This window comes from Curtobacterium sp. RM9, assembly GCF_054956955.1.
The window spans coordinates 3,275,751-3,288,667 of record NZ_CM143271.1 but is presented as its reverse complement, the minus strand read 5'-3'; the positions used below and the strand labels follow the sequence as shown (position 1 = coordinate 3,288,667).

Annotated in this window: 14 protein-coding genes; 11 read left to right on the top strand and 3 right to left on the bottom strand. The window is 73.9% G+C overall.

The annotated features are described in order from the left end of the window. The first annotated feature begins 7 nt into the window (after window positions 1-7). Window positions 8-199 (top strand): PspC domain-containing protein, encoded by a 192-nt coding sequence (locus ACY3FI_RS15645; protein ID WP_462548525.1) that lies wholly within the window; start codon window positions 8-10, stop codon window positions 197-199. A gap of 34 nt (window positions 200-233) precedes the next feature. Continuing rightward, window positions 234-1,610: an L-serine ammonia-lyase gene (locus tag ACY3FI_RS15640; RefSeq protein WP_462548524.1), complete on the top strand. Its 1,377-nt coding sequence runs from the start codon at window positions 234-236 to the stop codon at window positions 1,608-1,610. A gap of 68 nt (window positions 1,611-1,678) precedes the next feature. On the opposite strand, the gene ACY3FI_RS15635 is transcribed toward ACY3FI_RS15640, so the two are convergent. Continuing rightward, a complete protein-coding gene (locus ACY3FI_RS15635; RefSeq protein WP_462548523.1) occupies window positions 1,679-2,608 on the bottom strand; it encodes an NADP-dependent oxidoreductase in 930 nt (309 codons plus the stop codon). A gap of 124 nt (window positions 2,609-2,732) precedes the next feature. Between ACY3FI_RS15635 and ACY3FI_RS15630 the strand changes: the two genes are divergently transcribed. The 6 genes from ACY3FI_RS15630 (at window position 2,733) to ACY3FI_RS15605 (ending at window position 7,917) form a co-directional block, all read left to right on the top strand. Further along, a complete protein-coding gene (locus tag ACY3FI_RS15630) occupies window positions 2,733-2,942 on the top strand; it encodes a hypothetical protein (RefSeq protein WP_462548522.1) in 210 nt (69 codons plus the stop codon). A gap of 49 nt (window positions 2,943-2,991) precedes the next feature. Continuing rightward, complete coding sequence (locus ACY3FI_RS15625; RefSeq protein WP_462548521.1) at window positions 2,992-4,677, top strand: bifunctional 3'-5' exonuclease/DNA polymerase; 1,686 nt, start codon at window positions 2,992-2,994, stop codon at window positions 4,675-4,677. Between the two features lie 42 nt (window positions 4,678-4,719). Next, on the top strand, window positions 4,720-5,544 hold the full coding sequence (locus ACY3FI_RS15620; protein ID WP_462548520.1) for a phosphatase PAP2 family protein: 825 nt from the start codon (window positions 4,720-4,722) through the stop codon (window positions 5,542-5,544). 81 nt (window positions 5,545-5,625) lie between these two features. Further along, on the top strand, window positions 5,626-7,317 hold the full coding sequence (locus ACY3FI_RS15615; RefSeq protein ID WP_462548519.1) for a serine/threonine-protein kinase: 1,692 nt from the start codon (window positions 5,626-5,628) through the stop codon (window positions 7,315-7,317). Window positions 7,318-7,381: 64 nt separating this feature from the next. Continuing rightward, window positions 7,382-7,615 carry a hypothetical protein gene (locus ACY3FI_RS15610; RefSeq protein ID WP_462548518.1) on the top strand — a complete coding sequence of 78 codons (234 nt, stop codon included), beginning with the start codon at window positions 7,382-7,384 and terminating at the stop codon, window positions 7,613-7,615. A gap of 98 nt (window positions 7,616-7,713) precedes the next feature. Continuing rightward, entirely contained in the window at window positions 7,714-7,917 is a 204-nt protein-coding gene (locus ACY3FI_RS15605) for a hypothetical protein (protein ID WP_462548517.1), read from the top strand. A 3-nt stretch (window positions 7,918-7,920) separates the two neighbouring features. Here ACY3FI_RS15605 and ACY3FI_RS15600 read toward each other — a convergent pair whose 3' ends face one another. Together ACY3FI_RS15600 and ACY3FI_RS15595 are read right to left on the bottom strand one after the other, a co-directional pair. Beyond that, on the bottom strand, window positions 7,921-9,021 hold the full coding sequence (locus ACY3FI_RS15600; protein ID WP_462548516.1) for an acyltransferase family protein: 1,101 nt from the start codon (window positions 9,019-9,021) through the stop codon (window positions 7,921-7,923). Between the two features lie 79 nt (window positions 9,022-9,100). Continuing rightward, window positions 9,101-10,039 (bottom strand): aldo/keto reductase, encoded by a 939-nt coding sequence (locus tag ACY3FI_RS15595; RefSeq protein WP_462548515.1) that lies wholly within the window; start codon window positions 10,037-10,039, stop codon window positions 9,101-9,103. Window positions 10,040-10,219: 180 nt separating this feature from the next. Between ACY3FI_RS15595 and ACY3FI_RS15590 the strand changes: the two genes are divergently transcribed. The 3 genes from ACY3FI_RS15590 (at window position 10,220) to ACY3FI_RS15580 (ending at window position 12,854) form a co-directional block, all read left to right on the top strand. After that, on the top strand, window positions 10,220-10,942 hold the full coding sequence (locus ACY3FI_RS15590) for an alpha/beta fold hydrolase (protein ID WP_462548514.1): 723 nt from the start codon (window positions 10,220-10,222) through the stop codon (window positions 10,940-10,942). Window positions 10,943-11,092: 150 nt separating this feature from the next. Then, window positions 11,093-11,818, top strand: a complete 726-nt coding sequence (locus tag ACY3FI_RS15585; protein ID WP_462548513.1) for an alpha/beta fold hydrolase — start codon at window positions 11,093-11,095, stop codon at window positions 11,816-11,818. Window positions 11,819-11,861: 43 nt separating this feature from the next. Beyond that, a complete protein-coding gene (locus tag ACY3FI_RS15580) occupies window positions 11,862-12,854 on the top strand; it encodes an alpha/beta hydrolase (protein ID WP_462548512.1) in 993 nt (330 codons plus the stop codon). The last annotated feature ends 63 nt before the right edge of the window (window positions 12,855-12,917 follow it).

Below are 12,917 nucleotides of genomic sequence, written 5' to 3'. Positions count from 1 at the left end.
GGAGGACATGAACGCACTCACCCGTCCCCGTTCCGGCCGCGTCCTCGCCGGGGTCTGCGCCGGCATCGCCGACCGCCTCGGCTGGTCCCGCACCCTGACCCGCGTCCTCTGGGTCGTCCTGAGCCTGTTCCCCGGGCCGCTCTGGATCGCCTACGTCGTGCTCTGGATCCTCATGCCGGCACAGGGCACCCGCCGCTGATCGACCGGCCGTCCGGACGGGTTAGTGTGGCGAGGTGCCCGTCTCCGTGTTCGACCTGTTCAGCATCGGGATCGGACCGTCGAGTTCGCACACCGTCGGCCCGATGCGCGCCGGTGCCGACTTCGCCCGGCGGATCGCCGACGCCCCCGTCGCATCGGTACGGATCGACCTGTACGGCTCGCTCGCGTCGACGGGCCGCGGTCACGGCACGCTCGGTGCCGTCGTGGCCGGCCTGATGGGGGACGACCCGGAGTCGGTGGACCCGGACGCCATGGCCGCGTCGCTCGCCGGGCTCGACGCGTCCGGCACGCTCCGGCTGTCCGGCGGCACCACCGTGCCGTTCCGGATGGACGACATCGTGCTGCACCCGCTGACGATGCTCCCGCGGCACCCGAACGCCATGCGGCTCGCGGCCTCGGACGCCGACGGACGCACCGTGGCCGAGGAGACCTACTACTCGATCGGCGGTGGCTTCATCACGAGCGACGGCGACGAGGCCCCGGTGTCCGCCGCAGCGATCCCCGTCGACGACGCCGTCCCGTACCCGTTCTCCAGCGGCGCGGAGCTCCTCGCCGCCTGTGCCGCCACCGGGCTGCCGGTGAGCGGCATCGCCCTCGCGAACGAGACCGCCACGCGCAGCGCTGACGAGGTGCGCTCGGGCCTGCTCCGCGTCCACGGCGTGATGGAGTCGTGCGTGGACCGCAGTGTCCGCCGGGCCGGAACGCTGCCCGGCGGTCTCGAGGTCCGTCGGCGCGCGGCCACGTGGTACGAGCAGCTCGGCCGCGACGACCCGGACCACGACCCGCTGTTCGCCATGGAGTGGGTGAACCTCGTCGCGATGGCCGTGAACGAGGAGAACGCCACCGGCGGCCGCGTCGTGACCGCCCCCACGAACGGCGCCGCCGGGATCATCCCCGCCGTGCTCTTCTACGCCCTGACCTACGTGCCGTCGGTCGGCCCCGCGGAACGGGACGACGCCGTGGTCCGCTTCCTGTTGACCGCGGGAGCGATCGGGTCGATCTACAAGGAGCGGGCGTCGATCTCCGGCGCCGAGGTCGGCTGTCAGGGCGAGGTCGGCTCCGCTGCCTCGATGGCCGCCGCCGGGCTCGCGGAGGTCCTCGGGGGCACGCCCGAGCAGGTGGAGAACGCCGCCGAGATCGCGATGGAGCACAACCTCGGTCTGACCTGCGACCCGATCGGCGGCCTCGTGCAGATCCCGTGCATCGAGCGGAACGCGATCGCCGCGAACAAGGCGATCAACGCCGCGCGGATGGCGCTGCGGGGGGACGGGGTGCACCACGTCTCGCTCGACCAGGTGGTCGAGACCATGCGGCAGACCGGGGCCGACATGTCGACGAAGTACAAGGAGACGGCGATGGGCGGGCTGGCGGTCAACGTCCCGCTCTGCTGACGCCGACCTCGACGCCGACGCCGACGCCGACCTCGACGCCGACGCCGACCTCGGCGCCGACGCCGGCCTCACGGCAGGACGACCACCTTGCCGCTGATCCGCCCCGCCGCGGCCTCGGCGTGCAGCGCCGGCAGCTCCGCGAGCGGGATCCGCCGCGTCACCTCGACCTCGATCGCCCCCTGGTCGACGAGCGACGCCAGTTCCGCCAGACGCTCGCGGTCCGGCCGCACGAACACCGTCGCGGCGCGGACCCCGCGGGACTCGTCGCCTGGCGTCTGGATGAACGCCGTGGTGCTCACGACCGCGCCACCGTCCCGCACGAGGGCGACGTACGACGCGAACTGCTCCGGGTCGAGCGGTGCGAGGTTGAGCAGGACGTCGACCTGTCCGGACACCGCGGTGAGCAGGTCGGAGGTGGTGTGGTCGACGACCTCGTCCGCCCCGGCTGCCCGGACGGCGTCCGCGCTGCGCGGGCTGGCCGTGGCGACGACCTCGACCCCGACACGCTTCGCGAGACGGATCGCGTACTTCCCGACGACCCCGCCGGCGCCGACGATCAGCACGCGCTGCCCTGCCTGCAGCTGCCCCTCGTCGACGAGCGCCTGCCAGGCGGTGAGCGCGACGCTCGGCAGCGCCGCGGCGTCGGCGAGGGGGATGCTCGTCGGCGCGGGCACCAGGGCCTCGGCCGGTGCGACCACGTACTCGGCCGCGCCGCCGTCACGCTCCATCGGCAGGAACCCGAAGACGGCGTCGCCGACCGCGAGCCCGGTGACGCCGTCGCCGAGGGCGTCGACGGTGCCGGAGACGTCGTAGCCGGGCACGTGGGGGAGCTGGACGGGGATCGGGAGGAACCCGCCCCGCATCCCGTCGTCGGCCGCGTTGAACGCGGATGCCGCGACGCGGACCCGGACCTCGCCGGGAGCGGGGGTGGGCTGCTCGACGTCCTCGATGCGGAGGACCTCGGGGCCGCCGACCTCGTGGAACCGTACTGCCTGCATGATCGTGCCTTCCGTCGGTGGAGCGCTGGTGCTTCGGATTCGAAGCAACTGCCGCCACGCTAGCACTGCTCCGAATTCGAAGCAACAGGATTTTCCGAAGTCGTCGCCGAGTAGCGTCGGCGGCATGACGAAGCCCGACCGCGACCACCTCGACGACGGTGTCGACATGTCCTTCGAGGAGCGCCGACAGGACACCCTCCGCCGGATGAGCGGCTCCGACGCGCACGACGCCGCACCCCGCGTCGAGGTCTCCGAAGCCCCCGACGGCGACGTCCGCATCGACGTCGCCGACACCGCGGCCGTCCGGCCGGGCGGCGACGACACCACCGACTGAGCCGGTCCACCGGTCAGCCGGTGACGGTGGGGTGCGGCAGGATCGTCCCGTGCACCTCGTCCTCCGCCGCGTCGACGGCGGCGTCCTCGTGACGCCCCTGACCGACGCGGGGACCGCTGGCGGCGAGCCGGTCCGCGTGGACGAGCCGCGCCTCCCGGCCTGGGTCGCCGCGCACGAGGCACCGGACGTCCGCTGGGTCTGGGACGACACCACCCGCTGGTACCCGGCCGTCCTCCGGTCCGGCGGCCGAGTCGCCCGCTGCGTGGACCTCCGGCTCGGCCGCCGCCTGCTGCGGCAGGCCCTCGCCGCCCGTGGATCCGCACTCGCGTCGGCTCCGCAGGACGCGCTCGACGCACCCACCCTGGAGGCGCGCCCCGCCCGACCGACGCAGGCGCAGCTCTTCGACGACGAACTGTTCACCGCGCCGGTGCCGGACGACGCGCTCGACCCGGTCACCGAGCTGCGTGCGCAGCTCGCCGCCGTCGGCGGCTCGGCCGCGCCCGGCGCGCTGCGCCTGCTGCTCAGCGCCGAGTCGGCCGGCGCCCTGGTCGCCGCCGAGATCCTGCACGCCGGGCTGCCCTGGCGTGCGGACGTGCACGAACGCCTCCTCGAGGACGCCCTCGGGCCGCGCGTGCCGCACGGGGTCCGTCCCCGGCGGCTCGAGGAGATCGCGGTCGTCATCCGGGAGCGTCTCGACGACCCCGCGCTCAATCCGGACTCGCCCGCCGACGTCCTCCGGTCGCTGCGCCGCGCGGGCCTGATGGTGTCGAGCACGCGGAAGTGGGAGCTGCAGGAGATCGAGCACCCGGTCATCGCGCCGCTGCTCGAGTACAAGCGGCTCGCCCGGCTCCTGACGGCGAACGGCTGGTCGTGGCTCGACGAGTGGGTGCATGACGGCCGCTTCCACCCGAAGTACGTCGTCGGCGGGGTCGTCACCGGGCGCTGGGCCGCGGACGGCGGGGGAGCGATGCAGCTCCCGAAGCAGGTCCGCTCGGCCGTGGTCGCCGACGACGGGTGGCGGCTCGTCGTGGCGGACGCGGCGCAGCTCGAGCCGCGGGTGCTCGCCGCGATGGCCGGCGACCGGGCGATGGCCGCCGCGGGGGACGGCCGCGACCTGTACGACGGGGTGGTGGCCTCCGGCGCGGTGGAGACCCGGCAGCAGGCCAAGCTCGCGATGCTCGGCGCGATGTACGGCGCGACCCAGGGCGAGGGCGGCCGACTCGTGCCGCGGCTCGAGCGGGCGTTCCCACGGGCGCTCGACCTCGTCGCCCGTGCCGCCCGGGCGGGGGAGCGCGGCGAGCCGGTGACGACGCTGCTCGGCCGGACCTCCCCGGTCCCCGAGGCGTCGTGGTCCGAGGCGCGCAGCCGGGCGTACGGCGTCGAGGGCACGCCAGCGATGCAGCGTTCGGTCGAGGCCCGGGCGCGGAGTTGGGGACGGTTCACCCGCAACTTCGTCGTGCAGGGCACCGCCGCCGAGTGGGCGCTCGCGTGGATGGGGTCGCTCCGGACGCGGCTCGCGGCACGGTTCCCCGGCCCGGTGACGGCCGGCCCGCACCTGGTGTTCTTCGTGCACGACGAGCTCGTGGTGCACACACCGGCCGAGCACGCCGATTGGGTCGCCGAGCAGGTCCGCGCCGCCGCGGTGGACGCGGGCCGGCTGCTGTTCCGCGACTTCCCGATCGTGTTCCCGCTGTCGGTGGCGGTCGTCGACGACTACGGCGACGCCAAGGACTGATCACCTGGGCGTCCTGCGGCCCCCGGCGGGCAGAGTGGGTCGATGGACACCCACGATCGGCCGGGACTGCGGCACGAGGAGCCCGACCGGCACGTCGGCGACGTCGACCTGACACGCTGGCGCACCCCGGCCGGGCGGGCGTCCGCGTCGTGGTGGGTCCGGCTCGGACACCGGTACGGCGCTCTGCCCGTCCTCGTCGTGACGCTCGTCGTCGGGATCGTGATCGCCGCGGTCTTCGCCTGGCTCGCGTCCGAGGTGTACGACGCCGTCCGCGAGGCCGACGACGTCGCCGTGCTGGACCGGCCCGTGCTCGACTGGGCGCTGACGCTCCGGTCGCCCGGTGTCGACACGGCGGTGACGTGGTGGACCGACATCGCGGGCACGATCGGGATGCCGATCGTCGCCCTCCTGTTCCTGGTCGGGTTCACGGTGCAGCGTCGGGCGTGGACGCCGCTCGTGCTCCTGGTGTCCGCCAGCGCCGGCTCGCTCGCGATGACCATCGCCGGCAAGGACCTCATCGGCCGTGCACGTCCGCCCCTGACCGACGCGGTGCCGCCGTACGAGCACTCCCCGTCGTTCCCGTCCGGGCACACGCTCAACGCCACCGTCATCGTCGGCACCATCGTCTACCTGCTGCTGCTCCGGCAGTCCCGCACGGTGACCCGGGTGTGGACGATCGTCGTCGGCACGCTGTTCGTGCTCTCGGTCGGTGCGTCGCGGGTGTTCCTCGGCCACCACTGGCTCACGGACGTGCTCGCGGCCTTCGCCCTCGGCGCCGGATGGCTGGCGCTGGTGATCACGGCGCACCGGCTGTACCTGACGGCGTTGAGCCGCGGTGCCCGGCCGGTGGAGCCGGTGCGCCGCTGACCGGCGCGAGACGTCCCGTGCGCGGCCCCGTGCCGGCCCCCGGTGCACGCCCCGTCAGGTCGCCCCGGTAGGTTGCTCGGCATGGCAGAACGGGTCTTCGGCGGCAGGTACCGCGTCACGGGCACGCTCGGGCACGGCGGGATGGCGTCGGTCTACCGGGCGGTCGACGAGCAGCTCGGCCGCGAGGTCGCCGTCAAGGTCTTCCGCACCGGCGCGGTCGACCACGGCGAACGAGCACGGGCCGAGGCCGAGATCCACACCCTCGCCGCGCTCCGGAGCCCCGCGCTCGTCACCCTGTACGACGCCGCGCTCGACGACGCCGACGGGGACTCCTACCTCGTCATGGAGCTCGTGCCGGGCAGTGACCTGGCCACCCGGCTCCAGGAGGGGCCGCTCGACCCGGCGACCACCGCCCGGGTCGGCGCGCAGGTCGCGGACGGTCTGACGGCGGCGCACGCGCAGGGGATCGTGCACCGGGACGTGAAGCCCGCGAACGTGCTCCTCGAGTCCGACGGCGAGCACGTCAAGCTCGCCGACTTCGGCATCGCCCTGCTCCGCGACGCCGCCCGGGTCACGGGGACCGGCACGGTGATGGGCACCGCGGCGTACCTCGCCCCGGAGCAGGTGCTCGCGCGCCCGACGACCGGCAAGGCGGACGTCTACTCGCTCGGCCTGATGCTGCTCGAGTGCCTGACCGCCCGCAAGCCGTTCCCGGGCAGCGCGGTGGAGTCCGCGACCGCCCGGCTCACCCGTGGCCCCGAGATCGACCAGCACCTGCCGACCGCCTGGCGCACGCTCCTGCACGTCATGACGTCGCAGGACCCGGACGAGCGGCCCACGGCGGAGGAGGCGGCGCGGCGGCTCCGCGCCCTCGGCCGTGCCGACGAGTCGCCCGCGACCCAGCTCCTGCCCGCCGCGCCGGGGTCGTTCACGCCCGCTGCCGCAGCCGGGGCGGCCGGACTCGGGGCCGCCGCGGGCCTCGCGGCAGCCGGGACCGACCGCGCCGCGCAGGCCGACGTGCCGACCCAGGCGATGGCGGCGGGACAGGCGCCCGGCGACGGCGCCGACGCTGCGACCCGGGCGATGCCGACGACCGGCGGACCGGACGCGGCCACCCGGGCGATGGGCGTGCAGCGGGGCGGCTCCGACGACGTCGCGACGACGGTGTTCGGTGCCCAGTCCGGCGGACCTGCCGGCGGATCCGGGGCAGCGGGCGCAGCCGGTGGTGCGGCGGCCGGTCGACCCGGCGGGGGCGGCGTGGGCGGTGGCGCCGGCCGCGGCCCGGGGACGGGCGACCCGGACGAGCGCCGTCGTCGGCGCGGCCCGGTCATCGTCGCGGTCGTCGTCGGCGTCCTCGTCCTGGCGGGCATCGTGGCGGCCCTGTTCGCCCTGAACGGCCGCGGCACCCCGACGCCGACGGAGTCGAGCAGCACCGCCCCGAGCGACCAGCAGTCGACCGAGCCGTCGCAGGCACCGAGCGAGCCCGCGCAGCAGCCGAGCGAGCCCGCGCAGCAGCCGAGCGAGCCGGCGCAGCAGCCGAGCGAGCCTGCGGACCAGCCGAGCGAGCCCGAGCAGCAGCCGAGCAACCCGGTCGACGACCCGAGCGTCGGGCCGCAGCCGAGCAGCCCGGTGACCAACCCGGTGCAGACCCCGCAGGACGTCGCCCCGGCGGTCGACACGACCACCGGTTCCGGTACCGGGCCGGGCAGCGGACCGAACGGTGGGCCGGGCAAGTCCGGCGGTGCGCCCGGGCACAACAAGGGCAAGGGCTGAGCGGTCAGCGCGGCGGATGGACACCGTTGACCCGGCGTTCACCTCGTCGGAGCATCCTCGTGCCATGTCGATGAGCACACCGTTCGATCCCGAGCAGCCCGGCGCCGACGTCCCCGTGGACGGTTCGGACGCCTCCGAACTCGAGATCGAGGAGGACCGCGGCGCCGACGTCGGCGAGGACGCGGTCGACCCCTCCGTCTCGCCGGTCGGGCACGAGGACGAGGACGAAGCCGGCGGAGGCCCGGTCTTCCGACGCCCGCAGGCGGGGGAGCGGCTGCACCCCGACGACCTCGGCTGAGCGGCCGGACCCCTGCTGCGTGGCCGGCGGGGGTCCTGATCGGACGCTCATCGGCGTTTCAGAGGGGCTGCACGGGCGCGAGCGGCATGCTCGTCCGCATGTCGATCGCGAACTCCTTCGATCCATCCCAGGGCCGCGCCGTCCCCGAGGACCAGGCCGACGAGGACGGTCTGCCCCTCGACGAGGACACCGCCGCGGCGCTGGGCATCTCGTTCGACGTGGTGCGCGGCGCCACGGCCGACCCGACCCGGGTGTCCCCGGTGGACGTCAGCGTCCCGAGCGCTCCGGCGCGGGAGGGCTGACCCTCAGGGGACGAGGGCGGTCGTGTCCATCGTGGGGCGGGGGCGTGAGCCGCGCAGACGCTTCTCCAGCGGACGCTCGACGAGGTTGTACACCAGCGCCGAGACCGCGACCGCGAGGACCAGGAAGGCCGCCTGCACGAGCAACCGGACGACGAGCGGCAGCCCGTCGAGCTCCGGCAGCACGGCAGCGAGTGCCTGCACGAGCAGCCAGTGCGTCATGTAGAGGGCGAACGACCACTCGCCCAGCTTGAGGGCGAAGGGCTTCGTCAGCCACCCGGGTTGCAGCCGCAGGTCGGCGGCGGCCGCCGATCCGAGCAGGATCAGGATGAACGGCAGGAACACCGCGTTCTCGATGCCGTGCCCGATGCCGCCGATGCGGTGGCTGTCGAAGTGGGCGAGCAGGTACCCGCAGGCGGCGAGGAGCACGGCCGCCCAGACGGGGACGTCGACCCGGAGCCCGAGCTTCACCAGCCGCGCGAGGACGGCTCCGCACAGGAACGACAGGAGCCCGTACGCGGGGAGGATGTAGAAGACGAAGCGGTTCGGCTCCGGAGCGAGCATCTCGCTGATCCGGGTCGCCGCCACGATGTTCCCGAGCACCAGGACCACCAGGGCCGCCCAGAGCGCGGGCTTCGGCGCGCGGAGCAGGAGCGGGATCACGAACGGGAAGAGCAGGTAGAAGAAGACCTCCGCCGAGAGAGACCAGCTCGGGGCGTTCATGCCGAAGTAGACGTTCGGGTCGGGGACCCACGACTGCACGAGGAACAGGTTGGTGACCGCGCTCTTCGCCGTGATCGCGGTCCCGGCGAGCACGAGCACCGGGAACGCGACGACCCAGGTCACGAGGTGGATCGGGTAGATGCGGGCGAACCGCCGGCGGTAGAAGGCGACCGGGGTGTCCCCGTCGCGGTGCGACCACGTGAGGACGAACCCGGAGAGCGTGAAGAAGAACGTCACACCGACCGTGCCGGAGACGAGGAGCTCGCTGATGTGCGGGACGTAGGCGAGGTCGCGGGTGCTGTGGTTCCCGACGACGAGGAGGGCCGCGAAGAACCGGAGCGACGTGAGCCGGTCGAGACGGGGTCCGGTTGGGATCGGAGGCACCAGGAGAATCTACCCGCTCGGGCGCGTCGCAGTCACGGACCGGGGGTCCCGCCCGAGCGACGGGACCCCGATCGGGCGGTCAGGGGACCGTGTGCCCGGCCGCGGTGAAGATGCGGTACCACTCCTCACGCGACAGCGCGACGTCGGAGCCGGCGGCCGAGTCGCGGACCCGCTGGGGGTTCGTGGTGCCGAGGACGACCTGGAAGTGCGCGGGGTGCCGGGTGATCCACGCCACCGCGATCCCGGTCGGCGTGACGCCGTGCGCGGCGGCGACCTCGTCGAGCACGTCGTTCAGCTCGGCGTACTGCTCCCGGTCGCCGAGGAACACGCCGTCGAAGAAGCCCTTCTGGAACGGCGACCACGCCTGCAGCGTCACGCCCTTCAGCCGCGCCGAGTTGAGGATGTCGTTGTCGCGGTCGATCGACTGGTCGAGCCCGGCCATGTTCGCGGTCAGGCCCTGCGCGATGACATTCGCGTGGGTGATGCTGAGCTGCACCTGGTTGAACGCGAGCGGCTGCCGGACGTGTTGCTCGAGCAGGGCGACCTGGCCGGGCGTGTGGTTCGACACCCCGAAGTGGTGCACCTTGCCGGCGGCGTGCAGCTCGTCGAACGCCTTCGCGACCTCCTCCGGCTCGACGAGGGCGTCGGGACGGTGCAGGAGCAGCACGTCGACGTGGTCCGTGCGGAGCGCCTCCAGCGAGTCGTGCACGGACTCGATGATGTGCTCGTACGAGAAGTCGAAGTAGGCGCCGTTCGGCGTGGGGCGGATGCCGACCTTCGTCTGCAACACGATCTCGTCGCGCTCGGACGGCGAGAGCGTGACGGCCTCGCCGAAGCGTGCCTCGCAGCCGTGCCAGCCGCCGTACACCGCGGCGTGGTCGAACATGGTCACCCCGGCGTCCCGCGAGGCCGCGTACAGCGCGCGGATGTCCTCGTCGCTCATGTCGGTGATCCGCATCAGGCCGACGACGACGTCGGATGCGGTGAGGTCCGTCTGTGGCAACTCCAGTGTCTTCACGGCGACGATCCTGCCACCGGGCACGGGGGACAGGCAGGCCCTGTCCGTACCCGCCAGCCGTCCTCGTGGCCGAGGGACGCCCGAGGGGTCCTCGCAGGGTCAGGACAGCGCGCACCGATCCTCCCTAGCGTCCTGACGAGCGCACCGGACCGCCCGGAGCAGCGATCGACAGGAGTCGTCATGTCCGCACCCACCGTCGTCCTCGTCCACGGCGCCTTCGCCGACTCCTCGAGCTGGGACGGCGTCGTCGACCTCCTCGACGCCCGCGGCGTGGAGGCCGTCGCCTTCGCGAACCCGCTGCGCGGCGTCGTGTCGGACGCACGGGCCCTGGTCGACCTCGTCCGCTCGCTCGGTGGCCCGACCGTGCTCGTCGGGCACTCCTACGGCGGCATGGTGCTGACCGAGGCCGCGCCCGCGATCGCCGACGTGCGGGCCCTCGTGTACGTCGGCGCGTTCGTCCCCGCGACCGGCGAGAGCGCCGGCGACCTGGCCGGCCGGTTCGAGGGCAGCACGCTCGGGGAGACGCTCGTGCCGACCCCGCTCGCCGACGGCGGCGTGGAGTTCCGCATCGCCGCGGACCGCTTCCGGCACCAGTTCGCCGAGGACGTGCCCGCGGCCACCGCACGGCACATGGCCGTCGCGCAGCGCCCGGTCACCGAGGCCGCGCTCGGCGGTGCCCTCACGGTCGACGAGGTCGCGTGGCAGCACGTGCCGTCCTGGTCGGTGTTCGGCAGCGCGGACCGGAACATCCCGGTCGAGGCCCACCGCTGGATGGCGGACCGCGGCCCGTTCCGCGGGGTCGCGGAGCTCGAGGACGCGTCGCACGCCCTCGCGGTGTCGCGGCCGGACGCGGTCGCCGCGACGATCCTGCAGGCCGTCGACCACGTCGCTCCGGTGCGCTGACCCGCTGCCGCGCCACGCTCCGTCGACCCGACCCGTCGCACTGAGGGGGCACGGCAGGGACAGGACAGCGGCGGCCCCGACCGATCACGCTCGTCACGGGCCGCCGCACCGGCGGCCACGCACCGCACCCGAACGCACAAGGAGACCGTCATGACCGGCACCACCATCGTCCTCGTCCACGGCGCCTTCGCCGACTCCGCGAGCTGGGCACCCGTCACCCGTCAGCTGCTCGACCGCGGGCACACCGTGATCGTCCCGCCCGTCTACAACCGCAGCCTCGCCGAGGACGCCGCCTCGGTCCGCGCGGTCGTCGAGCACGTCGACGGCCCGGTCGTGCTCGCCGGCCACTCCTACGGCGGTGCCGTGATCACCGTCGCGGGCGCCGCCGAGAACGTCGTCGGCCTCGTGTTCGTCTCCGGCTACGTGCTCGAGGAGGGCGAGAGCCTCGGGCAGCTGCAGGGCGGCTTCCCCGACTCCGACCTGGCCGCGGCCCTCGTGTACACGCCGTACCCGGTCGCCGGTGCCGAGGACGGCACCGACGTGTCCGTCGTCGTCGAGTCGTTCCCGAGCATCTTCGCCGCGGGCGTCGACCCCGCGGTCGCCGAGGTCCTCGCCGTGTCACAGCGCCCGCTCTCCGGCGCGGCGTTCGGCGAACCGGCCTCGGTCGCCGCGTGGAGGACCACGCCGGGCTGGGGCATCGTCTCCGCCGCCGACCACACCATCAACCCCGACGTCGAGCGCTTCGGGTACCAGCGTGCCGGGCTGCGCGCCGTGACCGAGCTCGACGCCCCGCACCTCGTCATGCACACGCACCCGGCCGAGGTCGCCGACGTCATCGAGACGGCCGTCCGCGAGACCGCGTCCGTCGACGCCTGACGCCGCACACCACCGACCCGTCCCCGTCATCCCAGGAGGAACCATGACCGACACCGCCGCCACCGACGAGCAGACCGGCGCGAACCCGAAGGGCGTCGCGCTCGAGCCCGCCGCCCAGGCCTTCGTCGAGGCCACCGCGAAGCCCCCGTTCCTGTTCCAGCTCGCGCCCGCCGACGGCCGCGCCGCCGTCGACGGCGTGCAGGACGAGGAGATCTGGAAGCCCGAGGTGGACGACGAGTGGATCACCGTCGAGGGCGGCCCCACGGGCTCGGTCCGCACCCGGATCGTGAAGCCGAAGGGCGCCACCGGGCCGCTGCCCGTCGTCGTCTACACGCACGGCGCCGGCTGGGTCTTCGGTGACGCGCACACCCACGACCGCCTCGTCCGCGACCTCGCCGTGGGCGTCGGTGCCGCCGTCGTGTTCCCGGAGTACGACCGGGCGCCGGAGCAGCAGTACCCGACGCAGAACGAGCAGTCGTACGCGGTCGCGCAGTGGGTGTTCCAGCACGGTGCCGACGAGGGCCTCGACACGAGCCGTGTCGCGATCGCGGGCGACTCGGTCGGCGGCAACATGGCCATCGCGCTGAACCTCATGGGGCACGAGCGCGGGGACGTGTCCTTCGCGGGCGCCGTGCTCTTCTACCCGGTCACGGACGCCTCCTTCGACACCGACTCGTACCACGAGTTCGCGACCGGGTACTTCCTGGCCCGCGAGGGCATGCAGTGGTTCTGGGACCAGTACACGACCGACGAGGCCCAGCGCGCGGAGATCACCGCGTCGCCGCTGCGTGCCACCGAGGAGCAGCTCGCGTTCTTCCCGCCGACCCTCGTCGTCAACGGCGAGGCCGACGTGCTGCGCGACGAGGGCGAGGCGTTCGCCGCCAAGCTCCGCCGCGCGGGCGTCGAGGTGACCCAGGTCCGCTACGCGGGCATCATCCACGACTTCGTGATGGTCAACTCGATGCACGACACGAACGCCGCGAAGGCGGCCGTCGCCCAGGCCGTCGCGCACCTGCGCACCGTCCTGTCGGTCTAGACCGACACCGACCCGGGAGGCGCGGTGCGCGTCCGACGCGCACCGCGCCTCCCGGTCGTCCAC